A 17,541-nucleotide genomic window follows, 5' to 3' on the forward strand; every position below is an offset into this window, starting at 1 on the left:
TGGCGGGTCCTCTCCCCGGTTACCTGGCGCGACCTGCGATCTTGAGTGGGGAGACACACGACAGCCAGCGGCAGCTGGTCGGTGTGAACTGCCTCTAAATCTCGTAGGGGCTGGCCTTCACCTGCCTCGTGACCATTGGACCGGCCACACGAAATGCGCGACGGAGAGGGCAAACACGCCCCAAGCAATGGCCAAAAGTCCCCAAAGTACCGCGGCTGCGGACGCGCCGCCCTCCCCCGCGCTCACGGCCAGCGCTGCGGTGATTCCGATTAGAGCGATGAATCCAACGACCGCGCCGGCCACCGTGATCGCGCCGTTCGCGAGCCACCGAGACCGAAGCGCCGGAACGAGTCGAATCGGCAATCCGATGACTATTGCGAGGACCATCGATGGTACCGCGACCAACACGCCACTGATGGCGATTCCGATGAGCGACATGGCTCCGTCATACTTGTTGCCGCCGACCCCTGAGGCGATCATGCCGGTCCCCACGATCACGGCCGCTACGAACAATACGAACCCACCCACAAAGAACTGAGCGATCGTCAATGTCCGAAGGTCGACCGCTGGCCGCGAGGTGCCCCCATCGACAGCGGTTGACACGTTCGCGGCGCCGTTTGTGCTCACGTCTCGATCATACGAGTTCGCCCCGCGGAGGCGAGGAAGCCGCGCATCACCTGCGCGCTCCCCATCGCACCGCGTTGCTGTGGGGGCTGCGGACCGTCCCGATCCCCACGACTGGGGCGCCCACCGGGCCGCCTCCGGGTTGAACGACGTCATCGAAACGCCACCAAGTGACTACGAGCTGTTGGAAAGCGGCGACACAGGATCACCAGCAGAAGACCAGCACCTCCACGAACCAGTTGAGTCGCGGAGTCGGGTCGGTCCTCTCTCACGCGAGTGCAGGGACCAAGCCGACCGCGATGAGCGCGAGCAGTATCATGATCAGAATCCCGACCAGCATGGCCGCAGTCGGCCGGACTGAGGAGCCTCTTCCCTCGAGGGCCGTCATTTCCTCATCATAAGAGGGCGGCCGTCTCCCCCGCATTCGCCGGTCCACCGGGACAGCACACGCGAGAATCCCCTCCTCGCGTGGGACAATCTTCTGTGCTTCCGACCACGCATGAACCAGAGGGCTACTCCTGCCCGTTCTGCAGGCTTCAGCAGGGACTGTTCGACGAGCGGAACGCGGCATCCGACATCATCGCTGTCACGGAACGTGCTTATGCGCGCGTCGCCCCTAAGTGGTGGCCGGGCAATCACGGCGCGGTTCTCGTGATCCCCCGCGTGCACGTGGAGAACATCTATGGCATCTCGGCGGCAGACGGGTTCGCTGTGTGGGACCTCGTGCAGCGCGTCGCCACGAGCATGCGTTCCGCCTACGGATGCGACGGTACTTCGATCCGGCAGCACAACGAACCGGGTGGCGATCAGGACGTCTGGCATCTCCATGTGCACGTCTTTCCCCGCCACGAGAACGATCGTCTCTATCTTCGGCACGACGAGTCCGGGTGGTTCTCTCCTGCCGATCGTGAGCCGTACGCACTGAAGCTGCGCCGTGCACTACGGCTGCCGTACACGTTCGACAACTGACTCGCGCGCGAGAGACCACACCACTCCCCTGCGCCGGCGCTCAAACCGCGGTCACCGCCGCCCATGGTCTGCTTGATGAGACGTCGGTCCTTCCTCGGACGTAACAACGCCGCTCCCCCGTCGCCTAGGCTCTCGAATGTGAAGGCCGCCATACAGATCACGATCGCGGAGAGCCTGGCAGCCGGCGACCTCGCCCGGATCGAGGCACTCCTCGCGCAGTTGTCATCGACGGCCACCTTCGAGCCGTCTCGCGTGCAGATGATGCTCGCGACACCGGGAGTGGACCTCTTCGTCGCCCGCGACGCGGAGCGCGTCATCGGGATGGCGACGCTTGTGATCTTCCCCCTCGTCACCGGCTGGCGCGGGATCGTCGAGGACGTCGTCGTGGATCATCAGGTCCGCGGACGAGGCGTTGCGCGATTGCTACTCGAAGCGATCATCGACGAATCCGACCGGCGCCGTCTGCGCACGCTCGATCTCACCTCTCGCCCGTCACGCGAGTCAGCGCTTCGCCTCTACGAATCGATCGGGTTCCAGCCTCGCGACACGAACGTCCTGCGATACACCCCGACGTCGGACCGCTGACGAGCGCGATCAGGCGGGTCTGCTCGGCACCGGCAGGCCATAGACGTCCAGACCGCCCGGCAGGATGGTGACGATCGCCGACGCCGCGCGGTCGTCGGATGCGGTCGGTGTGACCTCCCCGTCGTGCGCGAAAGCGATGGGTTCGGACGCCCTGGTCCGTGCCTGGATGCGCACCTGTCTCGCGGTGAAGGCTTCGATCGTGGCCAGACGGGCGCGCCCGGGAACGCGATCCAGCATGGCCGAGGCCCGCATGCCGAAAGCCAGGGCGACCAGTCCACGCAGTCGCGGCATGCGGCCTCGAGCATGCAGCACTCGCACGTCCAACACGCCGTCGTCGAGGCGTCGACGCTGCAGCGGCACCATGGAGGTCGAGGAGTTCTCCCCGGTCGCGACCGCCACCGACCAGACTCTGGCGGGGCGCCCGTCGACGCGGACATCGATCGCCACGGCGCGTGCGAGCACTCTCGCGGCCGCGACGAACGCCGCAATCGGTTTGCCGAGACGCTTCTCCATCGACTCGCGCTCCGCGACGAAGTCCGGGTAGACCCCGACGGATGCCGCATTGAGCACGGTGAAGGGCTCGCCCTCGCCGATCGTCAGCTCGGCGATGTCGACGCGACGGCCGGCACCCGAGCGCAGCGCGTCGACGGCATCGTCGATCGTCGGCGCGCCAGCTGTGCGGGCGAAGTGGTTGAAGGTCCCTCCGGGAAAGATCAGCAGCGGAAGACCGGCACGCCGAGCCGCGTCCGCGGCGGCTGCGACCGAGCCATCGCCTCCCCAAACGCCGAGCACGCGAGGGGGCATCGCCGACGCGAGCGCGGCGCGAATCACCTCAGCAATTTCATCACCCTCCTCGAGGAGGCGGATCACGGCGCCCGGCAGTGCCTCCGAGAGGAAGGTCCAAGGCTCCGGACGCAACGGATCGATACCCGATGAGGTGTTGACCAGGATGAACGCTCCCGTACCCTCGGGCAGCGCCGGCAGGTCGACCGCGGGTGCGGAACGCTGCGGTTCCCTTCTGCTGGGCGCGGGCAACAGCATCCGGCCGACGATAGCGATGGCCGATCCGAGCGCCACTCCCCCGACGACGTCGGAGAGCCAATGGGCTCCGGTGTGCAGACGCGAGTACGCCACGGTCGCACCGAGCGGTGCGAGGATCGCGCCGCTGCGGCGGGACTCGAGGGCGACTCCCGTGACGAAAGCGGCCGCAGAGGCGGAGTGCCCTGACGGAAAGGACGCCGACGTCGGCGTCTTCTTGAGCCGTCGTGGCACCGGCACGTCCTTGAGCACCGGCCGATCGCCGCCGAAGATCCGCTTTCCGACGAGATTGGCCAGGGCGCTGCCGACGACGAGCGACGCGACCCCACGCACCGCACCGCGCCGCGCCGCTCCTCCGATCGCGTAGAGAGCGAGGGCGATGCCGATCCACAGTCGGCTGCGGTCCGCCAGGTGTGAGAGTCGAGCAAGCGCCCGGTCGAGGCTCGGAAGATGTCGGTGACCATTGATCGCCGTGGACGCCCGGGCGTCCGCCCGCCGCACCCACCGCGGCAGGATGCGCACGCGGCGTAAGGCGATGAACGGATGCGCGGTCAGCCCCATCTTCCGAGCGTAGCCCTGTGGACTGATGAGGGAGGAGCCGACCCGGCTCCGACGTGCGCGACGACTCCGCCCGTCATGGCTGGTGCAGGATGGAACCGTGCCCAGCTTTCCCGATGCGACGCTCAAGACCCCCACGGGTCTGACGCTGTCAGCGCTCACGGTCTCAGACGCACCGGCACTCGTCAACGCCTTCGCGGATGCTGAACTGCGCCGCTGGCTGCCGTTGCCCTCGCCGTACACGATGGATCTGGCCGAGTCCTGGTGCACGACCACCTCCAGGGAACTGCGCGAGTCGGGCCGGGGTTTCGTTCTCGGAGTACGCGATCGTGACGCGCTGGTCGCGAGCATCGACGCGAAACGGGTCGACTGGCGTGCACGCACCCTGGAGCTGAGCTACTGGACCGCCACGGCCCATCGCGGGCGCGGCGTCATGTCGACCGCGGTGCGGCGCGTCGCCGACTGGGTCATCAGCGAGCTGGGCTTCGAGCGTGTCGAACTGCGCATCGCAACCGAGAACGTCGGCTCCCTGCGAACGGCCGCTCGCGCGGGTTTCGTGCCTGAGGGAGTCGCTCGCAGTGCGGGATTCACGGATGCCGGGCGCGTGGACCTCGCCGTCTTCTCCCTCATCCATTCAGATCGACCGACCAGCAGCTGACCTCGCCGGTCAGATCCTGCCGCGCATCGGGGTGCGCTCGACTGGGTCGGCTGCTGCGGGCATCGTCATCTCGGCACGCACACCCAGCAGGCGGACCTCGCGCGTACGGTCGAGCATCTGCCCGAGCGCGAGCGCCGCATCCACGAACTCGCCGCGATCCATGGTCGGCCGCGGCAGCTTCCGCCCGATCGTCTTCGTCTCGAACGGGGCGTATCGCACCTTGAGATGCGCCCGGGTCACCGGTCGTCCTTCGGCCGCGCAGTCGGCGAAGGCCTGTTCGGCCAGGTCACGAATCGCCGCCTCCGCTTCGGCCTGCGTGGTCAGGTTCTGCTGAAAGGTCGTCTCGCGGCTGTGGCTGCGTGCGACCCAGGGTGTGTCGTCGACCACCGCGGGGCCGATCCCTGAGCCCAGTCCGTGATACCAGGCACCCATTTTGGGCCCGAACTCGCGCTGCATCTCGCCGCGGTCGGCATCCGCGAGTTCGCGCACCGTCGTGATGCCGCGCGCCGAGAGCCGCTTCTCGATCTTCGCGCCGACGCCCCACAGCTCCCGGGTGGAGCGTTCGCCCATCACGTCGAACCAATTGTGCTCGGTCAGCCGGAACACTCCCCCGGGCTTGCCGAACCCGGTGGCGATCTTCGCGCGCACCTTATTGTCACCGATGCCGACGGAGCACCGCAGACCGGTCGCGTCGAACACCGAGCGCTGCGCTTCCCGGGCGGCCACCTCCGGCTGGTCGGTCGTGACACCCAGAAAGCACTCGTCCCAGCCGATCACCTCGAGCACCACACCCGGAATGACGCGCAAGGCGCTCATCACGTCGTCGGATGCCGCCTCATACGCCTCATGGTCGACCGGAAGGAACACGGCGTCTTCGGGCGCCTTTCGCGCGGCGATCTTCAGCGGCATCCCCGATCCGATGCCGTACTGACGCGCTTCGTACGATGCCGTGGACACCACCGCGCGCTCGGTCGGATCGCCGCGACCACCCACGATGATCGGGCGTCCGGCCAGCTCGGGGCGGCGCAGCACCTCGACCGCCGCGATGAACTGATCCATGTCGACGTGCAACACCCAGGAGGCGGAGCTCATCCTTCGAGTGTGCCGTGGGGCAGCCGCGTCCGGAAGCCCCGCCGACTCACGAGGCTCATCGCGTGTGCACGTCGCGTCCAGGACTACCGTGGGACCGTGACACTCTCCCCGCCGCTGCGCTCGACGCCGGGCTGGCGCGCGTGGCTGATCTGGTCCGTCGCCGTCGCCGCCTACATCCTAGCGATCGCGAACCGAGCGTCGCTCAGCGCTGTCGGGGTGGATGCGGCCGAGCGCTTCCAGGCCGATGCCGCCACTCTGTCGCTGTTCGCCGTGGTACAGCTCGCCGTTTACGGCGGAATGCAGATCCCCATCGGGGTGCTGCTCGACCGCCACGGCTCACGGCCGATCATGGCCATCGGCATGGTCCTGATGGCGTTGGGGCAGCTCGTCATGGCCCTCTCCCCCAGCATCGGCATCGCCCTCATGGCGCGCGTGTTCCTCGGCGCCGGGGACGCGGCCGTCTTCCCTGCGGCGCTGCGGCTGGTCGCGACCTGGTTCCCCGCGCAGCGGGGGCCCATGATGATGCAGCTCACCGGTCAGCTGGGTCAGCTGGGCCAGCTCGTGGCGCTCGTCCCGGTCGCCGCCCTCTTGCATGCGACGACGTGGACCATCACATTCGGCAGCATCGCCGGCCTGGGTGTGCTCTTCGCGATCCTCGTGTGGGCGCTGATCCGCAACCGCCCGCCCGAGCGGGCCGCCGACGTCACCGTGAACACCGAGACGGGCGTGGTCAAGGTGGTCACCTCGGCGATCGACACCGGCGTCGGCATCCGAGCCGCGTGGGCGCACCCTGGTACGCGGCTCGCGTTCTGGTCGCACTTCACGACCCCGTTCGCCGGCACGGCGTTCGTGCTGCTCTGGGGCATGCCGTTCCTCACCGCTGCGGAAGGGCTCTCGACGGCAGCGGCCGCCGGAGTGCTCTCGCTCTTCGTCGTCGCCGGCATGGGCTTCGGCCCGCTGCTCGGCGAGCTGTCCCGACGCATCCCGACCCGCCGCTCGCTCGGCCTGGTGCTGCCCACCGTCGCCATCCAGCTCGTCGCATGGATCATCGTGATCGCCTGGCCGGGACCCGCTCCCTCGTGGCTGCTGATCCTGCTGGTGGTCGCGCTGGCCGCCGGCGGCCCCGCATCCATGATCGCGTTCGACCACGCCCGGACGCACAATCCCGCCCACCGGCTGAGCACGGCCACAGGGCTCACCAATGCGGGCGGATTCCTCGCCGCCCTCATCGCGATCTTCCTCATCGGGCTCACTCTCGACCTGCAGGGTGCGGGAACGCCGGACACGTATTCTCTCGACGCGTTCCGGCTCGCCTTCCTCACCCAGGTGCCGCTGTGGCTGCTGGGAGCCGTGTTCATCATCGTCGAGCGCAAACGCACACGCATCCGGATGGGGCTCGATCCGGAGCGGCGGCCGCGCTGAGCGGTCACTTCGGAGATGCGCGAGCCGCGCATCTCCGAACGCTGCGTATCGCGCCTACTCTCGGCGTAGGCTCGCGAGCCGGCTGACGATGCGCCTCGCATCGCGCGGTGGCTTGTACGCTTCGAGCAGGCGGTCGGGCTCGCTGGCGGCCCGGACGTGCAACGGGACTTCCCGATCGCAGAGCACATCCACGAGGTGGGCGAACCGCGCGAGAGGGTCACGGTCGACCATGGCGAGATCGGGCACGTCGGTCAGTATGACCGCGTGGAACCGCTCCGCCAACCACAGGTACTGCACGACTCCGAGAGGCTGTGCGCAGAGATCGCTGAACGTGAAGACCATGCCGTCACCGAGCGTGCGCGCCCTGAGCGTCTGGCCGGCCGCGTCGAGTGTACGAGCGGGACCACTCGCCTCGACAGGCGCCCGCACGCGCCAGGTCCCCGCCGCGAACCCGGTCGCCGACGTCGCCCGCCCGATGCGGTAGTCGCGGCCGTCGCCGAGATGCACCACGTCGAGTTCGGTGCGGAGGAGGTGGATCGCCGGCAAGAAACGCTCATGGAAAAGCGGGTTGGGCATGAGGTCTTCGGGCCGGTAGTTGGATGTCGCCAGGATGAGCACGCCGTCATCCATAAGGCTTCGGAGGGCGGCGGACAAGTAGACGCCATCCGCGACATCATGCACGTGGAACTCGTCGAACAGGACGGCCCGGCTGCCTCCGATGAGTCGCTGCAGCGAACGAGCCAGCGGCTCACGCTCGTGGGCGATCAGGCTCTGCAGATCGTGGAAGAACCCGTGGAAGTGGAATCGCTGTTTCTGCGCCGTGGGAATGGAGGCGAAGTACATGTCGCTGATCAGCGTCTTACCTCGGCCCACATCTCCCCAGAGGTAGCAGCCACGGCGCAAGGGCCGGCTGAGGGCGTCGACGGCCGCGGTCTGTGCATCGTCGAGGACCAGCTCCGAGCGTGTAACAGCGGCGCGGAACGGGGCGACGGCCGCAATCGCGAGAGGATGCGGTTCGCTCGCGGTGCGGCGGCGGTGACGCCATCTCATGATCCATTACTCTATATCTCTAGAGTAATGGGAGGTGAAGCCAAATGGCCAGACCCGGAGACCGTCGACCGGTGATCACGGACCACGCGATCGCCGTGCTCGCCGCCGGAGGAGCGCGTGCGCTGTCGCATCAGGCGGTCGACAGAGCAGCCGGTCTCGCCACGGGCTCCACGTCCTACTATTTCCGCAGTCGCCGTGATCTCGTCGCCGCAACGATCCGGCGCATCCGCGAGCACTCTCGCGCCGCGTTCGACGCCTCGCCGGTGCCCGAGAAGATCACCCCCGCTGGCGCCGCGACATTCATGGAGAGCCAGCTGCACCGTCTCGCTGGCCATCGACGCGAGCATGCACTCGCCGTATTCTCTCTGCTTCCCGAGGTCGAGGACGACCCCGAGCTTCGCAAGCAACTGTCTTCCTGCCTCTTCTCGCGGGACCGGGCCGCGACGCTCATCGACGCGCTCGGCGGGCGCGACCCGGGGGGAACGGCGATGGATCTGGTCGATCTCCTCACCGGCGTCCTCTTCGGGCTGCTGTTCGGAGAGCGACGAGACGAAGGCGTCGGGGCTGCACCGATCGCCGAGACGCTGCGTCGGTTCCTCACCGTCGCAATCGCCGACGTCACGGTGGGGTGACGGGGCGCTTCGTCCGCGGCCCGCGGCGGCCGGGTCCTGGGCTCAGAGGCCGAGGGCCTGGAACGTCTCGACGATCAGTTCGACGCTGACATGCGCGGGCACGTCGAGGTCGCCGTCCTCAAACTCGGCGAACTCGACGCCGTGCACCCGGCCGGCAGGAAGAGCGGCGAAGATCGCGGCGATCTGATGCGGCAGCATCCCCTCCCCCACGCGGTAGGCCGCGGGGATGTATCCCGGCTCGAGCACGTCCCAGTCCACGTGGATCCAGATCTCACGGCCCGCCACGAGCTCCGCCACGCGCCGCGGGGTGCTCTCCACCGGGCTGAGGACGGTGACCCCGTGCGCGTCGAGCAGTTCTTCCTCGGCCGGGTCGATGTCGCGCCCGCCGACGATGATCACCTGTTCGGGATTCAGGCCGGCTCCATGTCCGCTGTCCCACAGTCCGCAGGCGGCCGCCAACGCCATGCCCCCGAGATAGCCCGATTCCGTGGTGCGGGGGGTGTGGAAGTCGCCGTGCGCGTCGATCCACAGCACGACCGCATCGGGGAACCGCTGCGCGACCGTCGGCAGAGTGCCGATGCTCGCGCCGCACGTGTTGGTCGCGAGCACGGGCACCCGACCCGCATCGAGAGCGTCGCACAGCGCATCGCGCAGGCCGTCGAGCGTCGCGGATGCGGCCGGCAGACACTCCGACCAGTCATCCGTCGCGGCCGCCGTCGGCGTGCCGACGAGACGTGGCGAAACGTCGAGCAGCGCCGACAGGGCCCGTCCCGTCTTCAGCGCACCGGGCAGTGCGCCCGATGTCCGGTCGCCGACCCGGCCCTGCGAGACGATGACCTCGATCTGCTGCGGCATCTGCGTGTTCTCCCTCATTCTCGTCATCGTCGTGGCGTCCAGCCGAGCGGATGCGCGCCGTCGCGGCCGCCGCGTTCCACATCCGACCGCGCCGACCATCCCTGAGCGGCGTCCCGGCCGTCGAACCCACCGCGTGCGAGCCGCATCCCCACGTCGTCGTGATGCATCCGCGGTCCACCGCCGCGACGCACCGAAGCGCGCACGCTCCACGCGTCGTCGGCGAAGCCGCCTCCGCGGAACACCCGGTAGTCGTCATAGCGCTCCGGATCGAGCAGGTCCCAGCACCACTCCCAGACGTTGCCGAGCATATCGAACAGCCCGTTCAGATTCGGCAGACGCCCGCCGACCTCCTGCGGGGTGCTGGTGCCGTCGAGCGCGGTCCACGCGATCTCCTCCAGCGGTCCATAGTGCGGCCCGGTGGATCCTGCACGGCAGGCGTATTCCCATTCCGCTTCGGTCGGCAGGCGATAGCCGTCGCTGTCGATGTGCCAGGTGACGTCCTCGCCGTCGAACGAATACGCCGGGTCGAAGCCCTCCCACTCGGATGCCGCATTGCAGAAACGGATCGCCCGCAGCCAGCTGAGGTCCCGGGCAGGCCGGCGCGCATGCTGCGCGGGAATGCCGAGCACCTCGGCGAACTGCTCCTCGGTGACCGGGAACACCCCGATCTCGAAGGGCTCGAGACGCACCGCGCGATGCTCTCGGCGACGCGCATCGTGCAGCGTCACAGTGCCGGCCGGCAGCGGCCGCATCTCCCATGGATCCATCGACTCAGCCCGCCACCGCATCGGCGCGGTGACCGCCGGCGTGCTGTTCGCCGCCGGTCAGACGCACGGCGAAGATCCGCATGAAGAACTGGCACATCGGTCCGACGAGCAGCGCGAAGGCGACGGTCCCCACGCCGACGTTGCCGCCCAGCGCCCACCCGACGGCGACGACCGTCACCTCGAGCGCGGTGCGCACCACCCAGATCGGCCACCCCAGCCGTACGTGCAACCCGGTCATCAGCCCGTCCCGCGGACCGGGGCCGAAGTGCGCGCCGATGTACATGCCGGTCGCGGCGGCGAGCACGGTGAGGCCCACGAGGAAGAACAGCACCTGCAGCCACAGCACGTCGGGCCGCGGGAGCACGAGGAAGCCGACGTCGGCCGAGGGGCCGACGAAGAGAGCGTTCACGACGGTGCCGGCCCCGGGTTTCTGCCTGATCGGAATCCACAGCAGCAGCACCACGATACTCACCAGCACGGTGATGACGCCGAAGCTCAGCGGCACGTGGAAGGAGATGCCCTGCGTCAGCACGTCCCAGGGCGCCGCGCCGATCGCGCCACGGACGATGAACGCGATCCCGATGCCGTACAGGAACACCCCGATGCACAGCTGCAGGATGCGCCGGGGAAGCCGCATCCCGGTGACCCGGCTCATCGCGGCGCCCGCTCGACCAAGACGGGGTGCTTCGCGAGGCGACCGTCTCCGGACGACGTGCGGGTCACGCGTCGCCGAACCCAGGGGCCGACGAACTGGCGGTAATAGGCGAGCCCCGCAGGTCCCGCGGACGGATGCTGCGCCGGCGACCACCACTCGGCCGGCGGCTCCATGCCCAGCGCATCCAGCACGCGGGCGGCGACGCGATGGTGGCCGTAGGCGTTCATGTGCAGCCGATCCGCCGACCAGTACTGCGGCGACGAGAGCTCCCGGTCGGGCCAGTTCAGCGCGCGGACGACGTCGGGGCGATCCTCGATGCGACGCAGCACGGCGGCCGACAGCGCATCACCGCGACGCTGCACCAGGCGTCCCATCGGCAGACGCGCGCTCGGGTTCGCCCCGGACAGCACGATCAGGCGTACGCCCTCCTCGTCGCAACGACGCAGCACCCGGCTGAACGCGTCGGCGATGTGCTCGATGTCGGTGTTCGGGCGCAGCATGTCGTTGCCGCCGCCGTTGAACGACAGGTGGGTCGGTCGCAGTGCGAGTGCCGGTTCGAGCTGCTGCTCGACGATGGGCCACGCCAGCCGACCGCGGATCGCGAGGTTGGCGTACTCGATCGGATGTCCCACGGCATCCGCCCAGCCCTGCGCGGCGATGTCGGCCCAGCCGCGCACCCGGCCGTCCGGCAGCTCATCGCCCACGCCCTCCGTGAAGGAGTCGCCGATCGCCACGAAACGCACTGCTGCCATGCCTTCCAGCCTAGAGCCGCGCGGTACTGCGGCGGTCCGTCAGCGATCGTCGAGCGCCGCTCCTCGGCGGTCGACGAGGCCCCAGGCCGCGACGGCGGCGATCACGAAGAACGCCGCGAACACGGTGAAGGCGAGCGACGCTCCCCCGGCTCCCAGCAGCATCGGCACGACGAGGGGTGCGATGATCGAGGCGATCCGCCCCACGCCCGCCGCCCAGCCGGCGCCGGTGGCGCGCACGGACGTCGGATAGATCTCCGGCGTGACGGCGTACAGCGCGCCCCACGCCCCCAGGTTGAAGAACGACAGCGCCATGCCCGCCGCGATGATCCCGAACGGGTCGCCCGCGGTGCCGAAGAGCATCGCCGAGACGACCGAACCCGTCAGGAAGAGGGAGAGGGTGAGGCGCCGGCCCCACACCTCGATCAGCCAGGCGGCGACGGCGTAGCCGGGCAGCTGGGCCAGCGTGATCAGCAGCGTGAAGCCGAAGGAACGCACGAGGTCGTATCCGGCGGTGAAGAGGATCGTCGGGATCCAGATGAATGCGCCGTAGTACGCGAAGTTGACGCAGAACCACACCAGCCAGAGGCTGGCCGTGCGCAACCGCAGTTCCGGCGACCACAGCATCCGCACCCGCGCGGCCGACGAATCCGCGAGCACGCGCCCCGCGGGCTCCGGCTGCGGGGCGACCCGGTTGCGCAGGGCGGCGGCGGTCTCCAGCGTGGCGACGACGCGCTCCGCTTCGGCGAGCCTTCCGCGTGATGCGAGCCATCGAGGTGACTCGGGCAGCGCCCAGCGCACGAACAGCGCGTATGCAGCGGGCACGGCGCCGAGGGCGAACGCCCACCGCCATCCCGCGTCGGATGCCGGGATGACGAAGTAGCCGATCAGCGCGGACGCCGTCCAGCCCACCGCCCAGAAGGCTTCGAGGATCACGATGAGGCGGCCGCGGATGGCTGCGGGGGCGAACTCGCTGACGTAGGTGGACGCGACGGGGAGCTCGGCGCCCAGCCCGAGACCGACGAAGAAGCGCAGCACCATGAGGAGGGCGATCCCGCCCACCAGGGCGCTCGCGCCGGTGGCGAGGCCGTAGACGAGCAGGGTGATCGCGAACACCTGCCGTCGCCCGAGGCGATCGGCGAGCAGGCCGCCCAGCCCCGCGCCCACCGCCATCCCCATGAAGCCGACCGAGGCGATCCAGCCGGTCTCGGCCGGGGTCAGCGCCCACTGCTGTGCGAGGGCGGCGATGATGAACGAGATGAGACCGACGTCCATCGCGTCGAGCGCCCATCCGATCCCCGAGCCGGTGAGCACCCGAAGATGCGGTCGGGAGAACGGCAGGGCGTCGAGGCGGGCGGCGAGCGATGATCGGCTCGGCAGCGCGGGATCCGGCATCCTCTCATCGTAGAGGCGCGACAGCGACGCCCGCGCCGCTCACACGGCGAAGACCGAGCGCAGCGTGTCGAGTCCGACGCCGCCCAGGTCGAGGGCGCGCTTGTGGAAGTCCTTGAACGAGAACTCGTCGCCCTGCCGCTCGCGCGCGGCGTCGCGCACCTGCTCCCAGATGCGCTGCCCGACCTTGTACGACGGCGCCTGCCCGGGCCATCCGAGGTAGCGGTTGACCTCGAACTGACGGAACTCGTCGGGCATGTTCACGTTGCGTCGCATCATCTCGAGCGCGTAGTCGTGATCCCAGATGCCCTCGCCGTCGAGGCGGGGCTTGCCCAGATGCACCCCGATGTCGAGCACCACGCGCAGCGCCCGCATCCGCTGTCCGTCGAGCATGCCGAGCCGGTCGGCGGGGTCGTCGAGGTAGCCCAGCTCCTGCATGAGACGCTCGGCGTAGAGCGCCCAGCCCTCCGCGTGACCCGAGGTGCCGGCCAGCACGCGCCGCCAGGTGTTCAGCTCCGCGCGGTTGTAGGTGGCCTGCGCGATCTGCAGGTGATGACCCGGAACGCCTTCGTGGTAGACGGTGGTCAGCTCGCGCCAGGTGTCGAATTCGGTGACGCCTTCCGGCACCGACCACCACATGCGCCCAGGGCGGGAGAAATCATCCGTCGGGCCGGTGTAGTAGATGCCGCCCTCCTGGGTGGGTGCGATCATGCACTCCAGCGCGCGGATCTGCTCGGGGATGTCGAAATGGCTGGCGCCCAGTTCGGCGATCGCCCGGTCGCTGGTCTCCTGCATCCAGCGCTGCAGCGCCTCGGTGCCGTGCAGCTTGCGCGCCGGGTCGGCCTCGAGATGGGCGACGGCCTCGTCGACGGTCGCGCCGGGGAGGATCTCGTGCGCGATCGACTCCTGCTCGGCGATCATGCGGGAAAGCTCCTCGCGCCCCCACTCGTAGGTCTCGTCGAGGTCGATCGACGCTCCCAGGAATCGGCGAGAGTTCAGCGCGTACAGCTCACGGCCGACCGCATCCTGCTCGCCGGCGACGGGCGCGAGTTCCGCGGCGAGGAACGCGCGCAGCTCGTGGTACGCCACGCGGGCGGCATTGGCGTGGTCGGCGAGGTCTCGGGCGAGGGATGCCGGAAGCTGGCCGTCGGCGGGCGCCGCTGATGCGACGAAGGAGGCGAAGAACCCGTCGTCGGCGCTGTACCGCGCCACCTGCGTGGCGACCTCGGCGACCTGACGGCGTGCGGGGACGACCCCCTGCCGAATGCCCTCGCGAAGGGTCTCGGTATAGCCCTTCAGCGCTTCCGGCACGACCGAGAGCCGCTCGGAGATCACGGCCCAGTCGTCGATGTTGGCGGTGGGCATGAGGTCGAAGGCCTGCCGGAAATCCTGCGGGGCCGAGGCGATGACGTTGAGATCGCGCAGATGCCACCGCGCGTCGTGCAACTCGATCTGCAGGCGCAGCTCGGCCGACAGGTCGGTCTTGGTGACCGCGTCGATCGGGTCGACCGGGTCGAGGGCGTCCAGCTCGGCGAGTGTGGAGCGCGCGGCCGACACCGCCCGCTCGTGCCCCTCGGGACTGACGTCGTCGAGACGTCCGTTCGCTTCGTTGCGCCCGATGTACGTGGCCAGGACCGGCGACAGCTCGACAAGGGTGTCCACCCAGCGCTCGGCGACCTGGTCGATCGCGGACGGGGTGCGAGGTTCAGCAGTCATGCCGTCGAGCCTAGCCGTGAGACGGCTTCGGCGAACCGGGTAGTCGTATCGCGGCCTAGTGTGCGGCCTCGTTCCAGTTGCGACCTCGGCCGACCTGCACATCGAGCGGCACGGACAGGTCGGCCGCACCGGCCATCCGATCCCGCACGACACGGTCCACGGCATCCCACTCCCCCGCCGCCACCTCCACCACGAGCTCGTCGTGGATCTGCAGCAGCACGCGCGAGGCGAGCCCTCGCGAGGTGAGGTCGTCGTGGATGCGGAACAGCGCGATCTTCATGATGTCGGCGGCACTGCCCTGGATCGGGGCGTTCAGCGCCGCGCGTTCGGCGTTCTCGCGCAGCACCCGGTTGGGGCTGGACAGGTCGGGGAACGGGCGGCGGCGGCCGAAGATCGTCTCGGTGTAGCCGTCCTCCTTGGCTTTCATCACCGAGGCGCGCAGATAGTCGCGCACCGCGCCGAACCGGGCGAAGTACTCCAGCATGAGCTGCTTGGCCTCGGACTGCTCGATGCGCAGCTGCTTCGACAGCCCGAAGGCGCTGAGCCCGTACACCAGGCCGTACGACATCGCCTTCACCTTGGTGCGCATCGCCGGCGTGACGTCCTCCGGTTCGACGCCGAAGACCCGCGCGCCCACGAAGCGGTGCAGGTCCTCACCGGAGTTGAACGCCTCGATGAGACCCGCATCGCCGGACAGGTGGGCCATGATGCGCATCTCGATCTGCGAGTAGTCGGCCGTGAGCAGCGTCTCGTGCCCCTCGCCGACCTGGAACGCGCTGCGGATCCGGCGGGATTCCTCGGTGCGCACGGGGATGTTCTGCAGATTCGGATCCGTGCTCGACAGCCGGCCCGTCTGGCTGCCGGTCTGCACATAGGTGGTGTGGACGCGCCCGTCGGCACGGATGGCGGTGTCGAGCGATTCGATGATCTGGCGCAGCTTCGTCGCCTCACGGTGCTGCGAGAGCTGTTCGAGGAAAGGATGCGGCGCCTTCTCCTGGATGTCGGCGAGCGACGCGGCATCCGTCGAGTATCCGGTCTTCGTCTTGCGGGTCTTGGGCAGCTGGAGCTCTTCGAACAGCACCTCCTGCAGCTGCTTCGGCGATCCGAGATTCACCTCATGCCCGATCGTCGCGTAGGCGTCCTGCGCGATCGCATCGGCGCGGGTGGCGAGCTCGGCCGAGAACTCCGCCAGCACGGAGTGCGACACGGCGACCCCCGCGAGCTCCATGTCGGCGAGAGTCATCAGCGACGGCAGCTCGATGTCGGTGAGCACGGATGCGACGCTCTCGGGCATGGCCGCGCGGATCGCCGTCGAGGCGCGCAGCGTGAACCACGCCTCCTGTGCGGGAGTGGCGCCCTCCTGCTCCGGCACCAGCTGGCTCGGGTCGGCCTCGGGCAGCTTCTCACCGAGATAGCGTTCGATGAGGTTGCCCAGGGTCTTGTCGGGGAAGCTCGGCCGCATCAGCCAGCCGCCCAGGAGCGTGTCGTCGCCCAGCCCGCCCAGACGCACCCCGGCGGACAGCAGCGCCTTGACCTGAGGCTTGGCGTCGTGCATCGCCTTCGGAGCATCGGATTCCAGCCAGCCGCGCAGGTCGGTCGCCGCCTCGTCCGACCAGTCGCACTCGTAGAGCTCGCTCTCATCGGCCACGCCGATGCGCACCGGCGCACCGCCCGCCGTGACCACGGTGACGCCGAGAGGCCCGTCCTGCGCGGACGCCCAGGACGCCAGTGACGCGGCATCCGCCTGCACCGGCTCAGGCATCTCGACGGCGACCTCGGTCGAAGCGCCGTCATCCTCGGCGCCGACGGCCTCGAACACCCGCGGCAGAAGAGTACGGAACTCGAGGCGGGCGAAGATGTCGCGCACGGCCTGCGCGTCCATCGGCGAGACAGCGATCTCGCCCGGTCCCACCGGCAGCTCCACATCCCGCAGCAGCCGGTTGAGCTGCCGATTGCGCCGCACGTCCTCGATGTGCTCGCGCAGGTTGCCGCCGACGACGCCCTTGATCTCGTCGGCCCGCGCGAGCAGTTCGTCGAGCGAGCCGAACTGGGTCAGCCACTTCACGGCGGTCTTCTCCCCCACCTTCGGGACGCCGGGGAGGTTGTCGCTCGTCTCACCGACCAGCGCGGCGATGTCGGGATACTGCTCGGGACGCACCCCGTAGCGATCGACCACGGCGGCGGGGTCGTAGCGCTTGAGCTGCGAGACGCCCTGCACCGACGGATACAGCAGCGTGATCTCGTCGTTCACCAGCTGGATCGTGTCGCGATCCCCCGAGACGACGAGCACGTCGAAACCCTGCTCGGCACCCTGGGTCGCCAGCGTGGCGAGGATGTCGTCCGCCTCAACGCCCTCCTTGGTGAGCACCGGGACCGACATCGCCGCCAGGCAGTCCTGCAGCAGCGGGATCTGTCCGCGGAACTCCTGCGGCGTCTCGGAGCGCGTCGCCTTGTACTCGGCGTACACGTCGGTGCGGAACGAGTGCCGGGAGGTGTCGAACGCGACGGCGAGGTGCGTCGGCTTCTCAGCCTTGATGAGGTTCACGAACATCGACAGGAAGCCGTAGATGGCGTTCGTGTGCTGATTGTCCCTGGTGGTGAAGTTGTCGACCGGCAGGGCGAAGAACGCCCGGTACGCGAGCGAATGGCCGTCGACGACCATGAGGGTAGGCTTTGCGGAGTCCGTCACTCTGCAAGCCTAACGAGCACGACGGACACTCGCTGAGGAGGATGCGTGACCGAGCCCACCCCGACCCCCGGACTCGAATGGGCCGCTGAG

16 protein-coding genes are annotated in these 17,541 nt (G+C 69.0%); 5 read left to right on the forward strand and 11 right to left on the reverse strand.

The annotated features are described in order from the left end of the window. Window positions 1-117: 117 nt before the first annotated feature. Complete coding sequence (locus ACFWH5_RS09155; protein ID WP_378834139.1) at window positions 118-627, reverse strand: hypothetical protein; 510 nt, start codon at window positions 625-627, stop codon at window positions 118-120. A 465-nt stretch (window positions 628-1,092) separates the two neighbouring features. Here ACFWH5_RS09155 and ACFWH5_RS09160 point away from each other — a divergent pair, with 465 nt between their 5' ends. After that, complete coding sequence (locus ACFWH5_RS09160; RefSeq protein WP_378834140.1) at window positions 1,093-1,593, forward strand: HIT family protein; 501 nt, start codon at window positions 1,093-1,095, stop codon at window positions 1,591-1,593. Window positions 1,594-1,731: 138 nt separating this feature from the next. Then, window positions 1,732-2,178, forward strand: a complete 447-nt coding sequence (locus ACFWH5_RS09165) for a GNAT family N-acetyltransferase (protein ID WP_378834141.1) — start codon at window positions 1,732-1,734, stop codon at window positions 2,176-2,178. Window positions 2,179-2,187: 9 nt separating this feature from the next. Here the strand turns inward: ACFWH5_RS09165 and ACFWH5_RS09170 are convergent, their stop codons facing one another. Then, window positions 2,188-3,777 (reverse strand): bifunctional phosphatase PAP2/diacylglycerol kinase family protein, encoded by a 1,590-nt coding sequence (locus ACFWH5_RS09170; protein ID WP_378834143.1) that lies wholly within the window; start codon window positions 3,775-3,777, stop codon window positions 2,188-2,190. A 97-nt stretch (window positions 3,778-3,874) separates the two neighbouring features. Between ACFWH5_RS09170 and ACFWH5_RS09175 the strand changes: the two genes are divergently transcribed. Continuing rightward, window positions 3,875-4,432, forward strand: coding sequence for a GNAT family N-acetyltransferase (locus ACFWH5_RS09175; RefSeq protein ID WP_378834144.1), 558 nt, complete (start codon window positions 3,875-3,877; stop codon window positions 4,430-4,432). A gap of 9 nt (window positions 4,433-4,441) precedes the next feature. Here ACFWH5_RS09175 and ACFWH5_RS09180 read toward each other — a convergent pair whose 3' ends face one another. Further along, complete coding sequence (locus ACFWH5_RS09180) at window positions 4,442-5,524, reverse strand: DNA polymerase IV (protein WP_378834146.1); 1,083 nt, start codon at window positions 5,522-5,524, stop codon at window positions 4,442-4,444. A 96-nt stretch (window positions 5,525-5,620) separates the two neighbouring features. On the opposite strand from ACFWH5_RS09180, the gene ACFWH5_RS09185 reads away from it, so the two are divergent. Next, complete coding sequence (locus tag ACFWH5_RS09185; RefSeq protein ID WP_378834148.1) at window positions 5,621-6,946, forward strand: nitrate/nitrite transporter; 1,326 nt, start codon at window positions 5,621-5,623, stop codon at window positions 6,944-6,946. Between the two features lie 54 nt (window positions 6,947-7,000). Here the strand turns inward: ACFWH5_RS09185 and zapE are convergent, their stop codons facing one another. Then, window positions 7,001-7,996: a cell division protein ZapE gene (gene zapE, locus ACFWH5_RS09190; RefSeq protein WP_378834149.1), complete on the reverse strand. Its 996-nt coding sequence runs from the start codon at window positions 7,994-7,996 to the stop codon at window positions 7,001-7,003. Window positions 7,997-8,067: 71 nt separating this feature from the next. Here zapE and ACFWH5_RS09195 point away from each other — a divergent pair, with 71 nt between their 5' ends. Then, a complete protein-coding gene (locus tag ACFWH5_RS09195) occupies window positions 8,068-8,628 on the forward strand; it encodes a TetR/AcrR family transcriptional regulator (protein WP_378834150.1) in 561 nt (186 codons plus the stop codon). A gap of 42 nt (window positions 8,629-8,670) precedes the next feature. Here ACFWH5_RS09195 and ACFWH5_RS09200 read toward each other — a convergent pair whose 3' ends face one another. Genes ACFWH5_RS09200 through polA form a run of 7 tightly spaced genes read right to left on the reverse strand, consistent with a single transcriptional unit; the run spans window position 8,671 to window position 17,451 of the window. After that, a complete protein-coding gene (locus ACFWH5_RS09200) occupies window positions 8,671-9,501 on the reverse strand; it encodes an arginase family protein (RefSeq protein WP_378834151.1) in 831 nt (276 codons plus the stop codon). 5 nt (window positions 9,502-9,506) lie between these two features. Next, window positions 9,507-10,250, reverse strand: coding sequence for a formylglycine-generating enzyme family protein (locus ACFWH5_RS09205; RefSeq protein ID WP_378834153.1), 744 nt, complete (start codon window positions 10,248-10,250; stop codon window positions 9,507-9,509). A gap of 4 nt (window positions 10,251-10,254) precedes the next feature. Next, on the reverse strand, window positions 10,255-10,905 hold the full coding sequence (locus tag ACFWH5_RS09210; RefSeq protein WP_378834154.1) for a YitT family protein: 651 nt from the start codon (window positions 10,903-10,905) through the stop codon (window positions 10,255-10,257). Beyond that, window positions 10,902-11,657, reverse strand: coding sequence for an SGNH/GDSL hydrolase family protein (locus ACFWH5_RS09215; protein WP_378834155.1), 756 nt, complete (start codon window positions 11,655-11,657; stop codon window positions 10,902-10,904). Before ACFWH5_RS09215 ends, ACFWH5_RS09210 begins: the two co-directional genes overlap by 4 nt. A 39-nt stretch (window positions 11,658-11,696) precedes the next feature. Then, on the reverse strand, window positions 11,697-13,049 hold the full coding sequence (locus tag ACFWH5_RS09220) for an MFS transporter (protein WP_378834157.1): 1,353 nt from the start codon (window positions 13,047-13,049) through the stop codon (window positions 11,697-11,699). A gap of 39 nt (window positions 13,050-13,088) precedes the next feature. Next, window positions 13,089-14,762, reverse strand: a complete 1,674-nt coding sequence (locus ACFWH5_RS09225; RefSeq protein ID WP_378834158.1) for a DUF885 domain-containing protein — start codon at window positions 14,760-14,762, stop codon at window positions 13,089-13,091. A gap of 55 nt (window positions 14,763-14,817) precedes the next feature. Further along, window positions 14,818-17,451 (reverse strand): DNA polymerase I, encoded by a 2,634-nt coding sequence (gene polA, locus ACFWH5_RS09230; protein ID WP_378834160.1) that lies wholly within the window; start codon window positions 17,449-17,451, stop codon window positions 14,818-14,820. Between the last annotated feature and the right edge of the window lie 90 nt (window positions 17,452-17,541).

It is taken from the genome of Microbacterium sp. NPDC058345 (assembly GCF_042723855.1).
GTDB lineage: Bacteria > Actinomycetota > Actinomycetes > Actinomycetales > Microbacteriaceae > Microbacterium.